At 64.7% G+C, this 19,066-nt stretch carries 18 protein-coding genes, 1 pseudogene and 1 riboswitch; of the genes and pseudogenes, 6 read left to right on the top strand and 13 right to left on the bottom strand.

The window, feature by feature from the left end:
* Position 1: 1 nt before the first annotated feature.
* Together dbpA and yccS are read left to right on the top strand one after the other, a co-directional pair.
* Positions 2 to 1,381, top strand: a complete 1,380-nt coding sequence (gene dbpA, locus ACFOMF_RS11455) for an ATP-dependent RNA helicase DbpA (RefSeq protein ID WP_386364896.1) — start codon at positions 2 to 4, stop codon at positions 1,379 to 1,381.
* Between the two features lie 246 nt (positions 1,382 to 1,627).
* Positions 1,628 to 3,805 (top strand): YccS family putative transporter, encoded by a 2,178-nt coding sequence (yccS, locus tag ACFOMF_RS11450; protein ID WP_386364894.1) that lies wholly within the window; start codon positions 1,628 to 1,630, stop codon positions 3,803 to 3,805.
* Positions 3,806 to 3,822: 17 nt separating this feature from the next.
* On the opposite strand, the gene ACFOMF_RS11445 is transcribed toward yccS, so the two are convergent.
* The 4 genes from ACFOMF_RS11445 to ACFOMF_RS11430 all read right to left on the bottom strand — a co-directional run bounded on the left by ACFOMF_RS11445 (position 3,823) and on the right by ACFOMF_RS11430 (position 5,389).
* Positions 3,823 to 4,005, bottom strand: coding sequence for a hypothetical protein (locus tag ACFOMF_RS11445; protein ID WP_386364892.1), 183 nt, complete (start codon positions 4,003 to 4,005; stop codon positions 3,823 to 3,825).
* A 64-nt stretch (positions 4,006 to 4,069) separates the two neighbouring features.
* Positions 4,070 to 4,411, bottom strand: a complete 342-nt coding sequence (locus ACFOMF_RS11440; protein ID WP_386364890.1) for a hypothetical protein — start codon at positions 4,409 to 4,411, stop codon at positions 4,070 to 4,072.
* Positions 4,412 to 4,604: 193 nt separating this feature from the next.
* Complete coding sequence (locus ACFOMF_RS11435) at positions 4,605 to 5,069, bottom strand: hemerythrin domain-containing protein (RefSeq protein ID WP_386364888.1); 465 nt, start codon at positions 5,067 to 5,069, stop codon at positions 4,605 to 4,607.
* Between the two features lie 41 nt (positions 5,070 to 5,110).
* Positions 5,111 to 5,389 (bottom strand): DUF3509 domain-containing protein, encoded by a 279-nt coding sequence (locus ACFOMF_RS11430; RefSeq protein ID WP_386364886.1) that lies wholly within the window; start codon positions 5,387 to 5,389, stop codon positions 5,111 to 5,113.
* Positions 5,390 to 5,768: 379 nt separating this feature from the next.
* Here ACFOMF_RS11430 and ACFOMF_RS11425 point away from each other — a divergent pair, with 379 nt between their 5' ends.
* A complete protein-coding gene (locus ACFOMF_RS11425; protein ID WP_386364884.1) occupies positions 5,769 to 6,143 on the top strand; it encodes a response regulator in 375 nt (124 codons plus the stop codon).
* Positions 6,144 to 6,189: 46 nt separating this feature from the next.
* Here ACFOMF_RS11425 and fba read toward each other — a convergent pair whose 3' ends face one another.
* The 6 genes from fba to tkt form a co-directional block, all read right to left on the bottom strand.
* Positions 6,190 to 7,254: a class II fructose-bisphosphate aldolase gene (gene fba / locus ACFOMF_RS11420; protein ID WP_386364881.1), complete on the bottom strand. Its 1,065-nt coding sequence runs from the start codon at positions 7,252 to 7,254 to the stop codon at positions 6,190 to 6,192.
* A 114-nt stretch (positions 7,255 to 7,368) separates the two neighbouring features.
* Positions 7,369 to 7,710 carry a hypothetical protein gene (locus ACFOMF_RS11415; RefSeq protein ID WP_386364879.1) on the bottom strand — a complete coding sequence of 114 codons (342 nt, stop codon included), beginning with the start codon at positions 7,708 to 7,710 and terminating at the stop codon, positions 7,369 to 7,371.
* Entirely contained in the window at positions 7,707 to 7,895 is a 189-nt protein-coding gene (locus ACFOMF_RS11410; protein WP_386364877.1) for a hypothetical protein, read from the bottom strand. Before ACFOMF_RS11410 ends, ACFOMF_RS11415 begins: the two co-directional genes overlap by 4 nt.
* 32 nt (positions 7,896 to 7,927) lie before the next feature.
* Positions 7,928 to 9,091: a phosphoglycerate kinase gene (locus ACFOMF_RS11405; protein WP_386364875.1), complete on the bottom strand. Its 1,164-nt coding sequence runs from the start codon at positions 9,089 to 9,091 to the stop codon at positions 7,928 to 7,930.
* A 45-nt stretch (positions 9,092 to 9,136) separates the two neighbouring features.
* Positions 9,137 to 10,183, bottom strand: a complete 1,047-nt coding sequence (gene epd, locus ACFOMF_RS11400; protein ID WP_386364873.1) for an erythrose-4-phosphate dehydrogenase — start codon at positions 10,181 to 10,183, stop codon at positions 9,137 to 9,139.
* An 89-nt stretch (positions 10,184 to 10,272) separates the two neighbouring features.
* The gene (tkt, locus tag ACFOMF_RS11395) at positions 10,273 to 12,270 is read right to left on the bottom strand and encodes a transketolase (protein WP_386364871.1); all 1,998 of its coding nucleotides are present in this window, start codon (positions 12,268 to 12,270) and stop codon (positions 10,273 to 10,275) included.
* A 259-nt stretch (positions 12,271 to 12,529) separates the two neighbouring features.
* Here tkt and ACFOMF_RS11390 point away from each other — a divergent pair, with 259 nt between their 5' ends.
* Positions 12,530 to 13,546 (top strand): ArsR/SmtB family transcription factor, encoded by a 1,017-nt coding sequence (locus ACFOMF_RS11390; protein WP_386364868.1) that lies wholly within the window; start codon positions 12,530 to 12,532, stop codon positions 13,544 to 13,546.
* Entirely contained in the window at positions 13,543 to 14,733 is a 1,191-nt protein-coding gene (gene metK / locus ACFOMF_RS11385) for a methionine adenosyltransferase (RefSeq protein WP_386364866.1), read from the top strand. The genes ACFOMF_RS11390 and metK overlap by 4 nt, the downstream gene beginning before the upstream one ends.
* Positions 14,734 to 14,846: 113 nt before the next feature.
* Here the strand turns inward: metK and ACFOMF_RS11380 are convergent, their stop codons facing one another.
* Together ACFOMF_RS11380 and ACFOMF_RS11375 are read right to left on the bottom strand one after the other, a co-directional pair.
* Positions 14,847 to 15,608 carry an ABC transporter permease gene (locus ACFOMF_RS11380; RefSeq protein WP_386364864.1) on the bottom strand — a complete coding sequence of 254 codons (762 nt, stop codon included), beginning with the start codon at positions 15,606 to 15,608 and terminating at the stop codon, positions 14,847 to 14,849.
* A 2-nt stretch (positions 15,609 to 15,610) separates the two neighbouring features.
* Complete coding sequence (locus ACFOMF_RS11375; RefSeq protein WP_386364862.1) at positions 15,611 to 16,534, bottom strand: ABC transporter ATP-binding protein; 924 nt, start codon at positions 16,532 to 16,534, stop codon at positions 15,611 to 15,613.
* A 132-nt stretch (positions 16,535 to 16,666) separates the two neighbouring features.
* On the opposite strand from ACFOMF_RS11375, the pseudogene ligB reads away from it, so the two are divergent.
* Positions 16,667 to 18,333, top strand: a pseudogene (ligB, locus tag ACFOMF_RS11370) (NAD-dependent DNA ligase LigB).
* A 16-nt stretch (positions 18,334 to 18,349) separates the two neighbouring features.
* Here the strand turns inward: ligB and ACFOMF_RS11365 are convergent.
* Positions 18,350 to 18,796, bottom strand: coding sequence for a c-type cytochrome (locus ACFOMF_RS11365; protein WP_386364859.1), 447 nt, complete (start codon positions 18,794 to 18,796; stop codon positions 18,350 to 18,352).
* Between the two features lie 165 nt (positions 18,797 to 18,961).
* A riboswitch (S-adenosyl-L-homocysteine riboswitch) is annotated at positions 18,962 to 19,059 on the top strand.
* Positions 19,060 to 19,066 lie beyond the last annotated feature (7 nt).

Raw genomic sequence — 19,066 nt, 5'->3', positions numbered from 1 at the left:
CGTGGCCAGCCCAGCCTTTTCCTCGCTCTCCATTTCCCCCGCCATGCTCGTCAACCTCGAGACGCTCGGCTATCTGGCGATGACCCCGATCCAGGCGCAGAGCCTGCCGCTGGCACTGGCCGGCCGCGACCTGATCGCCCAGGCCAAGACTGGCAGCGGCAAGACGGTGGCCTTCGGCATTGCCCTGCTGGCCCCACTGAACCCCAGGTTCTTTGGTTGTCAGGCGCTGGTGCTGTGCCCAACCCGCGAACTGGCCGATCAGGTGGCCAAGGAAATCCGCCGCCTGGCGCGGGCCGCAGACAACATCAAGGTGCTCACACTGTCCGGCGGGGTGCCCATCGGCCCGCAGATCGGTTCGCTGGAGCACGGCGCGCACGTGGTGGTCGGCACGCCGGGGCGGATTCAGGAACACCTGCGCAAGGGCACCCTGGTGCTCGACGGACTGAACAGCCTGGTACTGGACGAAGCCGACCGCATGCTCGACATGGGCTTCTACGACAGCATTGCCGAGATCATCGAGCAGACGCCCGCGAGGCGTCAGACGCTGCTGTTCTCCGCCACCTATCCGGCCGGCATCGAACAGCTGGCGGCTCGCTTCATGCGTCAGCCGCAGCGGATCGAGGTGGCCTCGCAGCATGACGACAGCCAGATCGAACAGCGCTTCTACGAAATCGAGCCGGCGCAACGGCTGGAAAGCGTGGCGCGGCTGTTGCGGCATTTCCGCCCCGCTTCCAGCGTCGCGTTCTGCCACACCCGGCAACAATGCCAGGAGCTGGTGGACTACCTTCAAGGCCAAAGAATCAGCGCCGCGCCGTTGCACGGCGACCTGGAACAGCGCGAGCGCGACCAGGTGCTGGCAATGTTCGCCAATCGCAGCCTGAGCGTACTGGTCGCCACTGACGTGGCGGCGCGCGGGCTGGACATCGCCGGCCTCGAAGCGGTGATCAATGTCGAACTCTCCCGTGACCCGGAAGTGCATGTGCATCGAATCGGCCGTAGTGGCCGGGCCGGCGAAAAGGGGCTGGCGCTGTCACTGGTCGCCCCGGCCGAAGCCGCCCGGGCGCAGGCGGTGGAACGCCTGCAGGGTGCCCCGCTGCGTTGGTGCGACCCGGCCTCGCTCCAGCCTGCCGACAGCGGACCGCTGCTGCCGCCGATGACCACCCTGTGCATTGGCGCCGGGCGCAAGGAAAAACTGCGTCCGGGCGACATTCTCGGCGCGCTCACGGGTGAGGCCGGCCTCGTCGGGGCTCAGGTGGGCAAGATCGCTCTGTTCGACCACCAGGCCTATGTCGCGGTGGAGCGTGGCGTGGCACGTCAGGCGCTGAAGCGGCTCAGCGAGGGAAAGGTCAAGGGGCGGTCGTTGCGGGTGCGCGAGGTCTGAGCCAACGCTGAAAAGCCGACGCGCGAGTGCTTCGCAAGAAAGGCCGGGCTAGAGGTCGCCCAGTCTTTCGCAGGGGTGACATCTGGATGGTTTGCTTGGTGCCGGGCCATTGATGCCCACCGCAGACGGCATTCCGATTAACGAACCATGGCAATCCTGTGATGCGGGGCCGATGCGACGCCCAGCGAGACGATTCGGCTGCGCTGTGACATGCTCAGGACTCCAGTCACTTCCCCCGACCTGTACATGCCAGCCCCTTCGTTTCGCCAGTCCCTGCGCCGCCTGTGGGCGCTGGAAAAGTTCGGATACAGCCTGCGCGTATTCATCGCCCTGGCCTGCAGCATGGGCCTGTCCTGGCACCTGGCGCAGCCGGGGCTGGTGATACCGCTGTTTCTCGGCATCATCGCCAGCGCCCTGGCGGAAACCGATGACAGCTGGCGCGGACGCCTGCAGGCCCTGCTGGTGACCCTGGTGTGCTTTTCGGTCGCAGCGGTATCGGTGGAGCTGCTCTTCCCCTACCCGCTCCTGTTTGCCCTGGGACTGGCCTGCGCGACCTTCTCCCTGGTGATGCTCGGGGCGCTCGGCGAGCGCTATGCGACCATCGCCCAGGCCACCCTGATCCTCTCGGTTTACAGCATGATCGCGGTGGATCAGCGCGGCGGCGTAACCCCGCAGCTATGGCTGGAGCCGTTGCTGCTGGTGGCCGGTGCTGCCTGGTACGGGCTGTTGTCGGTGGTGTGGAATGCGCTGTTTTCCCATCAGCCGGTGCAGCAAAGCCTGGCCAAGGTCTATCGCGAGCTGTCGCGCTACCTGCGGCTCAAGGCAGCCCTGTTCGAGCCCCTGCGTCAGCTCAATGTCAGCGAGCGGCGCCTGGAGCTGGCGCGGCAGAACGGCCGGGTGGTGGCCGCGATGAACGGGGCGAAGGAAACCCTCCTGCACCGGATAGGCCAGTCGCGCGGAAGCGCTGAGCTGAACCATTACCTCAAGCTGTATTTTCTCGCCCAGGACCTGCACGAGCGGGCCAGCTCCTCGCACTACCCCTACCAGGCACTGGCCGAAGCCTTCTTTCACAGCGACGTGCTGTTTCGCTGCCAGCAGTTGCTGCGGGTGCAATCGAACAGCTGCAGCGCGCTCGCCGAAGCCATTCGCCTGCATCAGCCGTTCCACCATACGGGCGATGCCGGCAATGCGGCGATGGAAGACCTGCAGGCCTCGCTCGACTACCTCCGCGCGCAGCAGAACCCGGCCTGGCGCGGACTGCTGCGCTCGCTACGGGCGCTGGCAGGCAATCTCCAGGCGGTGCAGGCCCAACTGGCCAGCGCCAGCGACCCGGAAGGGCTCAGCGGCGAGCAAGACAGCAGTCTGCTGGACCGCCAGCCGCACAGCCTGCGCGAAGGGGCACGGCGCATCCGTGAGCAGCTCACACCCACATCGCTGCTGTTTCGCCATGCCCTGCGCATGACCCTGGCGCTGCTCTGCGGTTACGCCGTCCTGCATGCGATCCACCCCGAGCAGGGTTACTGGGTGCTGCTGACCACAGTGTTTGTCTGCCAACCGAACTACGGGGCCACACGAATCAAGCTGGTGCAGCGCATCAGCGGCACGGTAATGGGCCTGATTACCGGCTGGGCCCTGTTCAACCTGTTTCCCGCCGCGCAGATCCAGGCGCTGTTCGCCGTGGTCGCCGGGGTGGTGTTTTTCGCCACACGCAGCACGCGCTACACCCTGGCGACGGCTGCGATCACCCTGATGGTGCTGTTCTGCTTCAACCAGGTCGGAGACGGTTATGGCCTGATCTGGCCAAGACTGGTGGACACCCTGCTCGGCAGCCTGATCGCCGCCGCCGCGGTCTTCCTGGTCCTGCCTGACTGGCAGGGCCGGCGGCTGAACCGGGTGCTGGGTGCCACGCTGGGCTGCAGTGCCGGCTACCTGCGCCAGATCATGGGTCAGTACGACACCGGCAAGCGCGATGACCTGGCCTATCGCCTGGCCCGACGCAATGCCCACAACGCTGACGCCGCGCTGTCCACCACCCTGTCGAACATGCTGCTCGAGCCTGGGCATTTCCGTCGCGACGCAGAGGCCGGGTTTCGCTTTCTGACGCATTCCAATGCGCTGCTGAGCTACCTGTCAGCCTTGGGTGCGCACCGTGAAAGCCTGGCCGACGATGCCAGCGACGCCCTGCTCGATGAGACGGCGGCGCAGCTGGCGGCCAGCCTGGACGGGTTGGCGGTCGCCTTGCAGGAGAACCGACCGATCGACAGTGAGAGCGCCGAGGACGAAGCCCTGGCAACGCGCCTGGAACAGATGCCGGAGGACACCGATGACGGCCACCGGCTGGTGCAGACGCAGCTGTTACTGATCGCCCGCCAGTTGCAGGCCCTCCGCCACGCGGTGCAGCCGCTGATCAAGGCACACGCCTGATCGCCGACGGCTGTGGATCACTCGTTGGGCTGGCTGGCGGGAGAATGGTGGTCGCGAGGGCCGGCGGGCTCAGCGGTGGTGTCATAGTACTGCTGGGGATTGTCAGTCACGTTGTCCATGGCCGATTCCTCTTCTTCCCGACCGCAGCCGGCGAGGGCCAGCCCCAGGCCTGCGCATAACACAAGCATCGTGGCTTTCATCAGACATCTCCAAAATGATGCGGGCCGCAGAAGCGGCCCGCCCGTGGCTCGAAACAGCTACGCCTCAGTTGGCGGGCGTGCCGGTCCCAGTAGTGTTCGGCGCAGTGCCCTCGCCCGAGGCGGTGCCCAGACCACTGCCACTGTCGTCGGTCGGCGGGTTCATGGTAGCTCCAGTACCTGCGCCAGTATCCAGGCCGGTCCCGGTGCCGGTACCAGTGCCCGGTGCGGGCTCGTACTCGGTGGCGCCAGTATCATCAGCCGGTGGCATCGCTGGGTCGGCCGACTGGGGCGAGCCCGGCTCCATCGTCGTGGCTGGAGGCGGTGTCACTTCATCGGGCTCGTCGTTACCACAACCAACCAGGACGAGACTGAGTACCGCAGGTGCAACGAAATAGGCAAGACGCATAGATTCTTCTCCTTTGTAGCGAGGGACGCCGTTATTGTCGGCAACTCAATGACACTCAGGAAGATGGACCCTTTCCCGCGGCCAGAGTGCCCCAGCGGCACCAAAACCGGCACCCTGGGCAGAACAGGGGGAGAAAACCGCAGAGAGGTGACCCAGAGGTGCAGGGGGGCGATCGGCCACCCCACACGGATGGTCAATGGGTGGTGTAACCCTTGCGAAGATCCTTCTTCAGCGCCAGCATCTGCGCGCCGAGGGCTTCGAGGCGCTGCTCGTCGAACAGCTCCTGCGCCTGGGGGAAGAGTTTTTCCTCCTCTTCCTCGATATGGTGCTCGAGCAGCTCCTTGCACACCTTCACCCGGCCAGCGAATTCAAGACTGCCTGGCTCGGTTTCCTTGAGGTCCGGCAACACCAGTGAATCCACTGTCCGGTGTTCTTCCTTGGCCTCGTGGTACATCACTTCCTGTTCCTTCCGGCCAGCCTGCTTGAACGCCGGATAGAGGATTTCTTCTTCCAGGCGGGTGTGGATCACGAGTTCCATTTCGAGCTTCTGCAGCAATTCCGTGCGAGTCTTGACTGCTCGCTCGGTCGTATCAGAGAGGCGGTTGAGGATGTCCTTGACCCGCTCATGATCTTCGACCAGCAGTTCTATCGCATTCATGTCGGTTTACCTCATCGGCTAGACGGAGGCCCGCAGGAGGTTCAGCGGTACTCGTAGGTGGGCAAGGCAGTGCGGCTCTGGCTTTGCAGGTGTGCAATGGCAGGCGACATGCCTGCTTCCAGTGCCAGGTCACGGCGGATCGAACTGATGACCCACTCGAGCTGAAGCGCGGAGCTGGCCTGGCCCGGCGAAATGGCACGGCGCACAATGTCCTGACCGTCGTGGCGAAGCGTCAGCAATATGCCACTATCGGGGCGCTTGTCGGTGACCACATCAAACTCGGGGAAGGCGGCAGTGAGCATGTTCGTAACGTTAGGCATTTATGATTCTCCAGTACAGGGTGACGCTGTCCTGCCTGATACAGCAGTGTTCATGCCAACTTTCTAAATAAATAATTATCCATTTAAATCAATGACTTACTTTACCTCACATACTCCGCTTATCGTGCAAAACGCATGACACCCGACCTGTTGGCATGCAATCTGCCGAAAAATTCAGCCATCTTGGCCAAGGTTAACCCGTCGCCTGGAGAGGACCGATCCAGAGCAGATGTCACGACCTCTCCGCAAGCTGCATTCAGATGCAGACCCCTGGACCCCAGGCATTCAGCATGAAACTTGCTACAGCGCGCCAACTCAAACATTTGGCGACACCTCGTTACGAGCCGAATGCCGCCTTGCACCCCCTTGAGATGACCCTATGACAGCTGCAGCAAAAGTCGTCCTGATCGTCGAGGATGAACCACCCATCCTGACCCTGCTCGCGGACTACCTGGCCGCCGAGGGGTATCAGGTTCTGGAGGCCGAGAGCTCGACCCGCGCCTTCGAGATCCTTGCCACCAAGCCGCATCTCGACCTGCTGGTGACCGACTTCCGGTTGCCCGACGGGGTGACGGGAGTAATGATTGCTGAGCCTGCTCTCAAGCTCCGACCGGATCTCAAGGTGATCTTCATCAGTGGTTATCCGATCGAGATCTACGAAAGCGGTAGCCCGATCGCGCACTCGGCGCCGGTGCTGTCCAAGCCCTTTTCTCTGGAAACCTTGCGCAATCAGATTCAGAAATTGCTCGCCTGAAACGCGACGCGGGCGCCTGGGCGCCCGCGTCGGTCCGGCTCAGGGCTCAGTTGACCTTTGGATCAAGCTCGCCGCTGGCGTAGCGCATGGACATGGCGTCCAGTGAGATGGGCTTGATCTTGCTGGCATTGCCGGCGGTACCGAAAGCCTCGTAACGAGCGATGCATACGTCGCGCATGGCGCTGACCGTCTTTGCCAGATACTTGCGCGGGTCGAATTCGGCTGGGTGCTTGGCCATGAATTCGCGGATCGCCCCGGTGGAGGCCAGCCGCAGATCAGTATCGATGTTCACCTTGCGCACGCCGTACTTGATCCCTTCTACGATTTCCTCGACCGGCACGCCGTAGGTCTCACCGATGTCGCCACCGTACTCGTTGATGATCTGCAACCACTCCTGAGGAACCGAAGAGGAGCCATGCATGACCAGGTGAGTACCGGGAATACGCGCGTGGATCTCCTTGATGCGCTGGATCGACAGGGTGTCGCCAGTTGGCGGCTTGCTGAACTTGTAGGCGCCGTGGCTGGTGCCGATGGCGATGGCCAGCGCGTCCACGCCGGTCTTGGCGACGAAATCGGCGGCTTCTTCCGGATCGGTCAGCAACTGACTGTGATCGAGAACGCCTTCGGCACCGACACCGTCTTCTTCACCGGCCATGCCGGTTTCCAGGCTGCCCAGGCAACCCAGCTCGCCCTCCACCGACACGCCGCAGGCATGGGCCATCTCGACGGTCTGACGGGTGACGCGCACGTTGTATTCGTAGTCGGCGGGCGTCTTGCCGTCTTCGCCCAGCGAGCCGTCCATCATCACCGAGGAAAAGCCAAGCTGGATCGAGCGCTGGCAGATCGCTGGGCTGGTGCCGTGATCCTGGTGCATGACCACCGGAATGTGCGGCCATTCTTCCACCGCAGCGAGAATCAGGTGGCGCAGGAAAGGTGCGCCGGCATATTTGCGCGCCCCGGCCGAGGCCTGGACGATCACCGGAGAATCGGTCTTGTCAGCCGCTTCCATGATTGCGCGCATCTGCTCGAGGTTGTTGACGTTGAAGGCCGGCACGCCGTAGCCGAATTCGGCGGCGTGATCGAGCAACTGGCGCATGCTGATGAGTGCCATGATTTCCTTTCTCCCGGTTGGGTCGTGTATCAAATAAAGCCTGCCCCAAGGGCCGGCACTGTTCAAGCACCGCGCCGGTCGGCGCGGCATGGGGCCGGGGAATCGCGATTGCGGTCAAAAGTTGAACAGCGAAGCCCTGCAGCCCCGAGCGATCACGCGATCATCCGACAGCCGAAACACCAGGGCGTCGGTCCCCCGGTCGTGGAAGGCAATGATGCCATCACTATAGAAAGTTCCCTGGATGGCAGGTTCCTTTTGCAGGCGTTGAATCTGGCCCTCGGCACCGACCCGCAACTCGATGAACTGCCGCTCGGCGTCGGGGTGACGCCATTCGATGAAGTCCGGCTGTTCACAGACCCAACGGGTGAAGCGAGCGTCCGGCCCGGCGTCCCAATGAGAACAACCAGCAAGCACGGACACGGCGCCCCCGAGAAGCAGTCCTTTGAGCAGGCTCAACAGTCGAAATCCTCCACAACGGGTAATTCGGGATCGGCTGTGCTGCGCACACCAGGCGTCTGTCCGTCCTGCACGGAGGGATCGGCCGCCACTGGCGGCACGAAGACTTCACAGGCGCTATCCGGGGTCCGCCCCCCGGCACAGCCAGCGACCGCGACAACGGCCAGCAGCAGGGCGATACGCATGCTGTCTCTCCCGGAGCGAGCGACGAAGGCGCTCATTGCGCGGCGCGCTGTTCCAGCATCTCGACCGCCGGCAACACCTTGCCCTCGACGAACTCGAGGAAGGCGCCACCTCCGGTGGAGATGTAGGAGATCTGCTCGGCCACGCCGTATTTGTCGATCGCCGCCAGGGTGTCGCCACCGCCCGCGATGGAAAACGCCGGGCTATCGGCGATTGCCTTGGCCAGGGTCTGGGTGCCGGCGCCGAACTGTTCGAATTCGAACACGCCCACTGGGCCGTTCCAGAGGATGGTCTTGCTCGACTTGAGCAGCTCGGCAAACTGCGCCGCAGTCTCCGGGCCGATGTCGAGGATCATGTCGTCATCCTCCACGTCGTCGATGGCCTTGACCGTGGCCACGGCGTCTTCGGCGAAGGCCTTGGCCACCACCACGTCCATCGGCAACGGAACACTGACCTTGGCCGCGATGGCCTTGGCGGTGTCGACCAGATCGGCTTCGTAAAGCGACTTGCCGACCTTGTGCCCGGCTGCGGCAAGGAAAGTGTTGGCGATGCCGCCGCCCACGATCAGTTGATCGCAGATCTCCGACAGGGAGGTCAGGACATCAAGCTTGGTCGACACCTTGGAACCGGCCACGATGGCCGCCATGGGCTTGGCCGGATTGCCCAGCGCCTTGCCCAGGGCCTCCAGCTCGGCCGCCAGCAGAGGACCCGCGCAGGCCACCTTGGCGAACTTGCCAACCCCATGGGTGGAGCCCTGGGCGCGATGCGCGGTACCGAAGGCGTCCATCACGAACACGTCGCACAGCGCCGCGTACTGCTGTGCCAGGTCATCGGTGTTCTTTTTCTCTCCCTTGTTGAAGCGCACGTTCTCCAGCAGCACCAGATCGCCTGCCTTCACCTCCACGCCGCCCAGGTAGTCCTTGACCAGCGGCACCTCGCGGCCGAGCGCCTTGGCCAGGTAGTCGGCCACCGGCTGCAGGCTGTCCGCCTCGCTGTAGATGCCCTCTTCCGGACGACCCAGGTGCGAGCAGACCAGCACCGCCGCGCCCTTTTCCAGCGCCAGCTTGATGGTCGGCAGCGAGGCCAGGATGCGCGCATCGCTCTTCACCACGCCATCCTTCACCGGCACGTTGAGATCCTCGCGGATCAGCACGCGCTTGCCCTGGAGGTCGAGGTCGGTCATTTTCAGTACGGTCATCTTGATTTCCTTATTTTCCCTAATCGAAATGCGGTGATATCCAGCTCAGCGACGGCGGTGGGCGACCTGCAGGTAGTGCTCCGCCACTTCCAGCATGCGGTTGGCGAAGCCCCATTCGTTATCGAACCAGGCCAGCAGGTTCACCAGCCTCGGCCCGACCACATGGGTGAGGCTGCCATCGACGATGGCCGAATGCGGGTCGTGGTTGAAGTCACAACTGGCGTGGGGCAGCTCGGTGTAGGCGACAAGGCCCTGAAGCGGCCCCGCTTCGGCGGCTTCACGCAGGATCCGGTTGACCTCTTGCGCGTCGGTGTCACGTGCGGTCTGCAGGGTGATGTCCAGGCAGGACACATTAACCGTGGGCACCCGCACGGCTTTGGCCCGAATCCGTCCCGAGAGTTCCGGCAGCAGTCGTTCAATGCCTCTCGCCAGACCGGTGGATACCGGAATCACCGACTGGAACGCCGAGCGCGTACGGCGGAGGTCTTCATGGTGATAGGCATCGATCACCGGCTGATCATTCATCGCCGAGTGGATGGTGGTGATGGAAACGTGTTCGAGACCCAGGGCACCATCGAGCAGCTTGAGCAGCGGCACGCCGCAGTTGGTGGTACAGGACGCGTTGGACACCAGCCGCTCGCAGCCCTCCAGGCGCTGCTGGTTGATGCCCATCACCACCGTGGCATCCACATCCGCCTCGCTGGCCATCGGCTGGGAGAACAGCACCCGCGGCGCCCCGGCCGCCAGGAAGCGCTCACCGTCGGCACGGGTGTGATACACGCCGGAGCATTCCAGCACCAAGTCGATCGCCAATGCCCGCCAGTCGATCGACTCGGGTTCCGCCTCGCGTAGTACCCGCACGCATCGCCCGTTCAGGTGCAGGCTATCGCCGGCTACCCTCACATCGCCGGGGAAACGGCCATGGGTAGAGTCGAAACGGGTGAGGTATTCGAGACTGGCCATGTCGGCAAGATCGTTCAGCGCAACGATCTCGAACGGAAATCCCGCCCCGCGCTCGTGATAGGCACGCAGCACGCAGCGGCCGATGCGGCCGTAGCCGTTGAGGGCAACGCGGTAGGGGGGGGAAATCATAAAAGCAGCTCCAAGCTGCAAGCCTCAAGCTGCAAGCCGGTCCGTGCCGCTTTTACTTGCAGCTTGTGGCTTGCAGCTTGCCGCTTGACCTAGTCCTCTAGCAGCTCGTCCGCCACCGCGAGGATGTTGTCGAGGGTAAAGCCGAAGTGCTCGAACAGCTGCGCGGCCGGGGCCGACTCGCCGTAGGTGGTCATGCCGATCACGCGACCTTCGAGGCCGACGTACTTGTACCAATAATCGGCATGGGCTGCCTCGATGGCGATCCGCGCGCTGACTTCCAGGGGCAGTACGTGCTGCTTCCAGGCCGCGTCCTGGACTTCGAACAGACTGGTGCAGGGCATCGACACCACGCGGACCTGGCGACCCTCGGCGGTCAGCTTATCGTAGGCCTGTACCGCCAGCCCTACTTCGGAGCCGGTCGCGATGAGGATCAGCTCGGGTTCTCCGGCGCAGCCCTTGAGGATATAGCCGCCGCGGGCGATGGCCGCCTCGGTCTCGTTGTCGCGGATGTGGTATGGCAGGTTCTGGCGCGAGAAGATCAGCGCGCTGGGGCCGTCCTTGCGCTCCACGGCGTGTTTCCAGGCGACGGCGGATTCCACGGTGTCGGCCGGGCGCCAGGTGTCCAGATTCGGAGTCATGCGCAGGCTGGCCAGCTGCTCGACCGGCTGGTGGGTGGGGCCGTCTTCGCCCAGACCGATGGAGTCGTGGGTGAAGACATAGATCACCCGCTGCCTCATCAAGGCCGACATGCGCACCGCGTTGCGGGCGTATTCCATGAACATCAGGAAGGTGGCGCCATAGGGAATCAGGCCGCCGTGCAAGGCGATACCGTTCATCATGGCACTCATGCCGAACTCGCGGACGCCGTAGTACATGTAGTTGCCGGACGCATCCTCGGCGACTACCGGCTTGACGCCCTTCCACAGGGTCAGGTTGGAGCCGGCCAGGTCCGCCGAGCCGCCCAGCAGTTCCGGAAGCAGCGGGCCGAAGGCGTTCAGGCAGTTCTGGCTGGCCTTGCGACTGGCGATGGTTTCGCCCTTGCCGGCGACTTCACGGATGAAGGCCGAGGCCTTTTCAGAAAAATCGGCCGGCAGCTCGCCGGCCATGCGCCGCTTGAACTCGGCGGCCAGTTCCGGATAAGCCTCGGCGTAGGCGGCAAAGCGGACATTCCACTGGTCCTGTGCCTGGGCACCAGCGGGGCGGGCATCCCATTCGGCATAGATATCGGCCGGGATCTCGAACGGGCCATGGCTCCAGTTCAGCGCGGCGCGAGTCAGGGCGATCTCTTCCTCGCCCAGAGCGGAACCGTGGCTTTCTTCCTTGCCCTGCTTGTTCGGCGAGCCGAAGCCGATCACGGTCTTGCAGCAGATCAGCGTTGGCTGGTCGCTCTTGCGGGCGGTTTCCAGGGCCATCTTGATCTCTTCGGCATCGTGGCCGTCGACGTTGCGGATCACCTGCCAGCCGTAGGCCTCGAAACGCTTGGGGGTGTCATCGGTAAACCAGCCATGGACCTCGCCATCGATGGAGATGCCGTTGTCATCGTAGAAGGCGATCAGCTTGTTCAGTCCCAGAGTGCCCGCAAGCGAGCATACCTCATGGGAAAGACCTTCCATCATGCAGCCATCGCCGAGGAACACGTAGGTGAAGTGGTCGACGATGCTGTGGCCGTCGCGGTTGAACTGGGCTGCCATGATCTTTTCCGCGACCGCCATGCCCACCGCGTTGGCGATGCCCTGCCCCAGCGGACCGGTGGTGGTCTCGACGCCTGGCGCATAGCCGAGCTCGGGATGGCCAGGGGTCTTGCTGTGCAGCTGGCGGAAGCTCTTCAGGTCATCGATGGAGAGGTCGTAGCCGGTCAGGTGCAACAGTGAATAGATCAGCATCGATCCATGGCCGTTGGACAGGACGAAACGGTCGCGATCCGCCCACTGAGGGTCGCTCGGGTTGTGCTTGAGGTAGTCGCACCAGAGCACCTCGGCGATATCCGCCATGCCCATGGGGGCGCCGGGATGGCCACTGTTGGCTTTCTGCACGGCGTCCATGCTCAGTGCGCGGATGGCATTGGCTCGCTCACGACGGCTGGGCATCGAGAATCTCCTGCGGGGGAAGGCTGAATCGAAAAGGGGCGGTATTTTCGCCCATGCACCCCTGGCGGGGCAACAAAAGCGCAAAGACGCAAAAGCCGGGGGAAAGCGCTGGAGGCTGAAGGCTGAACGAAGGCCTTGCCGCAATCGTCCAGTCTCCGGCTCCAGCACCCTCGTCGCGCGGCCCGACGGGCTGGCGTATATCAAAACTTTTTGATACAGCCATTGCTGCGTCCGCAGCGCGAGTCTAGACTTCGCCCCCATGAGCCTGCGTGCCCCCCAGCTTCGTTTCGAGCCCTCAGATCAGCTCGCCGCCCTGTGCAAGGCCGGCGGCGATCCGTTGCGGCTGAACATCCTGCGGGCGCTGGCCAGCGATTCGTTCGGCGTGCTGGAACTGGCGCAGATTTTCGACATCAGCCAGTCGGGGATGAGCCACCACCTCAAGGTGCTGGCCCAGGCGGGGCTGGTGGCGACTCGGCGGGAAGGCAACGCGATCTTCTATCGCCGCGAGCTGGCGGCAGCCGAGGGGACAGGTAGTGCCCTGCATGCCGGCCTGCTGGCAGACGTCGATCGACTGCCCCTGCCGGAGCCCCTTCGCGGCCGTATCGGCCAGGTGCATGCCCGGCGCAGCGCGGCCAGCGAAGACTTCTTCGCACGCATGGCCGGCAGTTTCCAGGCCCGCCAGGACCTGATCGCCGGACTCCCGCAGTACCGCGACAGCTTGCTGGCGCTGCTCGATGCGCTGGACCTGGGCGCTGGCGCCTCGGCGCTGGAGGTCGGCCCGGGCGATGGTGCGCTGCTGCCGGAGCTGTCTCGCCGCTTTGCCAGCGTCACCGCGGTGGACAACAGCCCGGCGATGCTCGATCTGGCCCGGCAACATTGCGCCAGCCAGCAGCTGGACAACGTGCAACTGCAGCTTGCCGATGCCCTGCTGGACGATTGCCCACGGGCAGACTGCGTGGTGCTGAACATGGTGCTGCACCACCTGCCGGCGCCGGGCGAGGCGATGAGACAACTGGCGCGGCTGGTCAAGCCAGGCGGAAGCCTGCTGGTCACCGAGCTGTGCCGCCACAACCAGAGTTGGGCCAGGGAGGCCTGCGGCGATGTCTGGTTGGGGTTCGAACAGGACGATCTGGCCCGATGGGCCGATGCCGCGGGGCTCACGCCCGGCGAGAGCCTCTACATTGGCTTGAAGAACGGTTTTCAGATCCAGGCGCGGCACTTTTCCCGACCACTGACGACCCCCTCACCCACCGGTAAACAGGAAACCGATAGATGAGCGAATACTCGATTTTCACCTCCGAGTCCGTGTCCGAAGGGCACCCGGACAAGATCGCCGACCAGATCTCCGATGCGGTGCTCGACGCCATCATCGCCGAGGACAAGCACGCCCGCGTGGCCTGCGAAACGCTGGTCAAGACCGGCGTGGCCATCGTCGCCGGTGAAGTCAGCACCAGCGCCTGGGTCGACCTGGAGCAGCTGGTGCGCGATGTCATCATCGACATCGGCTACAACAGCTCGGAAGTGGGCTTCGACGGCGCCACCTGCGGCATGATCAACATCATCGGCAAGCAGTCGGTGGACATCGCCCAGGGCGTCGACCGCAGCAAGCCGGAAGACCAGGGCGCCGGCGACCAGGGCCTGATGTTCGGCTACGCCAGCAACGAAACCGACGTGCTGATGCCGGCGCCGATCTGCTTCTCCCACCGTCTGGTCGAGCGCCAGGCCGAGGCGCGCAAGTCCGGCCTGCTGCCCTGGCTGCGCCCGGATGCCAAGAGCCAGGTCACCTGCCGCTACGAGAACGGCAAGGTGGTCGGCATCGACGCGGTGGTACTTTCCACCCAGCACGGTCCCGAGGTGCAGCAGGCCGACCTGCGCGAAGCGGTGATGGAGCTGATCGTCAAGCACACCCTGCCGGCCGAGCTGCTGCACAAGGACACCCAGTACCACATCAACCCGACCGGCCAGTTCATCATCGGTGGCCCGGTGGGCGACTGCGGACTGACCGGGCGCAAGATCATCGTCGACACCTACGGCGGCATGGCCCGCCACGGCGGTGGCGCCTTCTCCGGCAAGGACCCGTCCAAGGTCGACCGCTCGGCGGCCTACGCCGGTCGCTACGTGGCCAAGAACATCGTCGCCGCCGGTCTCGCCGACCGCTGCGAGATCCAGGTCTCCTACGCCATCGGCGTGGCCCAGCCCACCTCCATCTCGCTGAACACCTTCGGCACCGGCAAGATCAGCGACGAACAGATCATCGGGCTGGTCCGCGAGCACTTCGACCTGCGCCCGTACGCCATCACCCGCATGCTCGACCTGCTGCACCCGATGTACAAGGCCACCGCCGCCTATGGCCACTTCGGCCGCCACCCCTATGAAATGACGGTGGGGGACGACACCTTCACCGCCTTCACCTGGGAGCGCACCGACAAGGCTGACGCCCTGCGCGACGCCGCCGGACTGTAAAAGCGGCCGCAAGCGAAAGCCCCGCCGACGTATGTCGAGCGGGGCTTTCTGCATTTCGTGGTCGGGCGGCCACTGAAGAGTGGCTGGGCGTTGCTGCCCAGGGGTTGAAGCGGCTATTGCTTCAAGCGATAACCCGTGCGGAAGATCCAGCCGATGATCACCAGACACAAGACCATGAATCCCAGGGTCATACCCAGGCTGATCGCCGGGTTGACGTCGGATACCCCATAGAAGCTCCAGCGAAACCCGCTGATCAGGTAGACTACCGGGTTGAGCAGAGCAATCTTCTGCCACATCTCAGGCAGCATTTCGATCGAATAGAAGCTTCCGCCAAGAAACGCCAGCGGCGTGACGATCAGTGCCGGGACGATCTGCAGCTTCTCCCAGCCATTGGCCCAGATGCCGATGATGAAGCCGAACAGGCTGAAGGTGACCGCGGTAAGTATCAGAAACAGCGCCATCCACAGGGGGTGCTGGATCTCGTAGGCCACGAACAGCCGCGCCGTTACCAGAATCAGCAGCCCCAGGATCACCGACTTGGTGGCCGCGGCACCGACATAGCCGATAAGGATCTCGAACCAGGACACAGGAGCCGACAGTACCTCGTAGATGGTCCCGGCGTAGCGCGGCATGTAGATGCCGAACGAGGCGTTGGAAATACTCTCGCTGAGCAACATCATCATGATCAGCCCCGGCACGATGAAGGCGCCGTAGCTGACTCCGTGCACCGCGTTCATGTTGGCGCCGATGGCCGCGCCGAAGACCACGAAATACAGCGACGTCGAGATGATCGGGGTAGCGATGCTCTGCGCCAGGGTGCGCCAGGCGCGGGACAGCTCGAACAGGTAGATGGCGCGGACAGCGTAACGGTTCATGGTCAGTCGTTCCTCACCAGGCTGACGAAGATTTCCTCCAGCGAGCTTTCCCTGGTCTGAAGGTCGCGGTAGTCGATGTCGTGTTCGGCGAGGCGGCGCAGCAGCTCGGCGATACCCGTCTGCTCACGCTGGGTGTCGAAGGTGAACACCAGCGACTGCCCATCCTCGATCAGCTCCAGCGGTTCGTCGGCCAGCTCCGCCGGAATGCTCGCCAGCGGCCGCTGCAGATGGAGGATGAGCTGCTTGCGGCCGAGCTGCTTCATCAGCCGGTCCTTGTCTTCCACCAGAATGATCTGGCCTTGGCGGATCACCCCGATGCGGTCGGCCATCTCTTCGGCCTCCTCGATGTAGTGGGTGGTGAGGATGATGGTCACCCCGCGCTCGCGCAGCCTCCGCACCATGGCCCACATGTCGCGGCGCAGCTCCACGTCCACCCCGGCGGTGGGCTCGTCGAGAAACAGCACGGTAGGCTCGTGGGACAGCGCCTTGGCGATCATCACCCGACGCTTCATGCCGCCCGACAGCTCGTTGATGCGTGCGCCGCGCTTCTCCCACAGCGACAGGTCGCGCAACAGCTGTTCGAGATAGGCATCGTCCGGGGCCTTGCCGAACAGCCCGCGGGAAAAGCGCACCGTCGCCCAGACGCTCTCGAAGCCTTCATTGAAGAGTTCCTGTGGGACCAGGCCGATCCGCGAGCGCGCCGCACGGTAGTCACGGATGATGTCGTGACCATCCACCAGAACCCGGCCGCCGCCTGGATTGACGATGCCGCAGACGATGCTGATCAGGGTGGTCTTGCCGGCCCCGTTGGGGCCGAGCAGCGCGAAGATCTCGCCCTGGCGGATCTCCAGGTCGATCTGCTTCAGGGCGGGATGACCCGAAGCGTAGGTCTTGGTGAGCTGTTCGATGGTAATGATGGGACGCAAGAAAGGACGACCTCCGGTAAGGATCCCGCAAGGGATGGCGCGGGCAGCATGGCGGAGCTTGCGGCGCGACACAGTCGCCCCGCCCAAAGCTCGTCAGAATACTCCTCCCAGTCGAGCAAGGATGCTCCTGAGATGCGCCATCTGATACTTCTGCCGCTGCTACTGTTCCATTCATCGTTGGCGCTCGCCATTTGCCCGGACTGGAGCGACGCCCACGCCGAGGCCGAGATCGGCCGCCTGGCGAAGCAGATCGCTGCCTGGGACCAAGCCTACCACCGCGACGGACTTTCGCCGGTGGCCGATGAACTCTACGACGGCGCCCGCGCCCGCCTCGGCGGTTGGCAAGCCTGCCATCCGGGGGTTCAAATCCCCCCGCCCGACCCACTCGTCTCGGTGGGCGGCAAGACGCGGCATCCCGTCGTGCAGACCGGCCTGGCCAAGCTGTCCGGCGCCGAGGCCGCCCGGCACTGGATGGCGAGCCGGGACGACCTGTGGATCCAGCCCAAGGTGGACGGCGTGGCCGTGACCCTCGAATACCACGAGGGACGCCTGCAGCGGGTGATCAGCCGGGGCGACGGCGAGCGCGGCCAGGACTGGACTGCCAACGCCCGCGCGGTTCCGGCTATCCCGCAGCGCCTTGCGCAGGCTCGATCGGTGGTGCTGCAGGGCGAGCTGTACTGGAGACTGCAAAGTCATGTCCAGGCTGCAGGAGGCGGTGCCGGCGCGCGCAGCCGCGTCGCCGGGGCAATGATGCGCCAGGCACTCGACGGCGTGACCGGCGCCGGTATCGGCCTGTTCGTCTGGGACTGGCCCGACGGCCCGGAGGAGATGCCGGCACGCCTGAGCGGGCTGGCCGCGCTGGGGCTGGGCGAAGGTCTGAGCTACACCCAGTCGATCACCAGCCTCGAGCAGGCACAGCGCTGGCGAGAACACTGGTACCGCTCGCCGTTGCCCTTCGCCAGCGACGGCGTGGTGCTGCGACAGGGCAAGCGTCCGCCCGGCCACCACTGGCAGGCCGCGCCACCGGCCTGGGCGGCAGCCTGGAAATATCCGCCACGCACGGCACTGGCCGAGGTACGCGGCGTCGACTTCAGCATTGGCCGCAGCGGGCGAATCACGCCCGTGCTCGAGTTGGCGCCGGTGCAGCTCGACGACCGCCGCGTCACCCGGATCAGCCTGGGCTCGCTGCGCCGCTGGCAGGAACTGGACGTGGGCCCGGGTGATCAGGTCGCCATCAGCCTTGCCGGGCAGACCATACCGCGGCTGGATTCGGTGATCTGGCGAACGTCACAGCGCAAGGCGGTCATGGCCCCGGACGCGAGCGCCTATCACCGCCTCAGTTGTCTGACGCCCCGCGCCGGCTGCGAACAACAGTACCTGGCCCGCCTGACCTGGCTCAGCGATCGTCAGGCACTGGACCTGCCGGGGCTCGGCCGCGGCACCTGGCAGGCACTCATGGAGGCGGGGCTCGCGGGCGGACTGGTGGACTGGCTGTCACTCGAGCCCGAGCAATTGACCGAGGCGCTGGGGCCGGCGCGCGGGCAGAGCCTGACAGAAAATCTGCAACTGGCCCGCCAACGCCCCTTCGCCCGCTGGCTGAGCGCTCTCGGCGTTCCCCTGGAGCTTCGTCTGGCAGCCGATGACAATTGGCAGGCCCTGGCCGCCGCAGCCAGGACGACTGGCAACGCCAGCCCGGGGTGGGTGCGGTACGCGCCGCTGGGCTACACGCCTTCTTCAATCACCCGGAGCTCAGCCGCCTGAGCCTCAAGCTGGCTGCCGCCGGCATCGATGGATTCTGAAGGCCCAGGGGCACCGTCAGTAGACGCGGAATTCCTGATGGCAGCGCTCACAGCTGTCCTCGACCCTCTGGAAGGCCGGCGCCACCACCCGTGGCGCCGGCCGCTGGGCCTGGGTCAGCTCGCGCAGGGCAGCGGTGGTGGCCTCCAGCTCGCGGGCCAGCTCGGTAAAGCGCTCCTGGCGCTGCCAGACCTCATCGCGGGCATCGCTCTGCGCCTCGCGAACCTCCGGGTAATGCTGCCAGGGCTGGCGAGAAACGTCGTCCAGTCGCACCGCACCGGAGGCAAAGGCCTCGGCGCTGAAGGCCAGGCGTCCACGCAACATCCCGCCCATGTCCTCCTTGACCTCGAGCATCTCCTGGAAAATCGCCTTGCGCTGGCCCAGGGGCGAGTCGGGGTCGACGCGGTCACAGCCTGCCAGCGTCAGCGCAACGGCCACCAACGCACCGGAAAACAAGCCTTTCATAGTCCCTCACTCATCTCGGCGGAAGCGGGATTATCCTCGCAGGCTGGCCAGGGGCAAAGCGCCCATGTGCAACATCAGAAGACGCCAGCGCTTGGGTCCGCCGCACAGTCCCGCTATACTTGGCAGGCTTCACATGGACGGCTCCGCCCGCGCCATGCCCGCCACCCATCCGAGGGGCGCTGCAGCAGGCCCTGTGCTACACAGAGCGCTTGTCAGGCTCGGATGGGGCGTTTCCCAGAACGCATCAACGGCGCCCATTCGCACTTTACG

The sequence above is a fragment of the Stutzerimonas tarimensis genome (genome assembly GCF_042648805.1).
Classification (GTDB): domain Bacteria; phylum Pseudomonadota; class Gammaproteobacteria; order Pseudomonadales; family Pseudomonadaceae; genus Azomonas; species Azomonas tarimensis.
The sequence above is the reverse complement of the archived record's forward strand: the minus strand, read 5'-3'. Positions and strand labels throughout refer to the sequence as shown.

Coding starts and splice junctions, on each gene's coding strand:
- yccS (WP_386364894.1), top strand. CDS start 1,628: ATGCCAGCCCCTTCGTTTCGCCAGTCCCTGCGCCGCCTGTGGGCGCTG.
- ACFOMF_RS11445 (WP_386364892.1), bottom strand. CDS start 4,005: ATGAAAGCCACGATGCTTGTGTTATGCGCAGGCCTGGGGCTGGCCCTC.
- ACFOMF_RS11440 (WP_386364890.1), bottom strand. CDS start 4,411: ATGCGTCTTGCCTATTTCGTTGCACCTGCGGTACTCAGTCTCGTCCTG.
- ACFOMF_RS11435 (WP_386364888.1), bottom strand. CDS start 5,069: ATGAATGCGATAGAACTGCTGGTCGAAGATCATGAGCGGGTCAAGGAC.
- ACFOMF_RS11430 (WP_386364886.1), bottom strand. CDS start 5,389: ATGCCTAACGTTACGAACATGCTCACTGCCGCCTTCCCCGAGTTTGAT.
- ACFOMF_RS11425 (WP_386364884.1), top strand. CDS start 5,769: ATGACAGCTGCAGCAAAAGTCGTCCTGATCGTCGAGGATGAACCACCC.
- fba (WP_386364881.1), bottom strand. CDS start 7,254: ATGGCACTCATCAGCATGCGCCAGTTGCTCGATCACGCCGCCGAATTC.
- ACFOMF_RS11410 (WP_386364877.1), bottom strand. CDS start 7,895: ATGCGTATCGCCCTGCTGCTGGCCGTTGTCGCGGTCGCTGGCTGTGCC.
- ACFOMF_RS11405 (WP_386364875.1), bottom strand. CDS start 9,091: ATGACCGTACTGAAAATGACCGACCTCGACCTCCAGGGCAAGCGCGTG.
- epd (WP_386364873.1), bottom strand. CDS start 10,183: ATGATTTCCCCCCCCTACCGCGTTGCCCTCAACGGCTACGGCCGCATC.
- tkt (WP_386364871.1), bottom strand. CDS start 12,270: ATGCCCAGCCGTCGTGAGCGAGCCAATGCCATCCGCGCACTGAGCATG.
- ACFOMF_RS11390 (WP_386364868.1), top strand. CDS start 12,530: ATGAGCCTGCGTGCCCCCCAGCTTCGTTTCGAGCCCTCAGATCAGCTC.
- metK (WP_386364866.1), top strand. CDS start 13,543: ATGAGCGAATACTCGATTTTCACCTCCGAGTCCGTGTCCGAAGGGCAC.
- ACFOMF_RS11380 (WP_386364864.1), bottom strand. CDS start 15,608: ATGAACCGTTACGCTGTCCGCGCCATCTACCTGTTCGAGCTGTCCCGC.
- ACFOMF_RS11365 (WP_386364859.1), bottom strand. CDS start 18,796: ATGAAAGGCTTGTTTTCCGGTGCGTTGGTGGCCGTTGCGCTGACGCTG.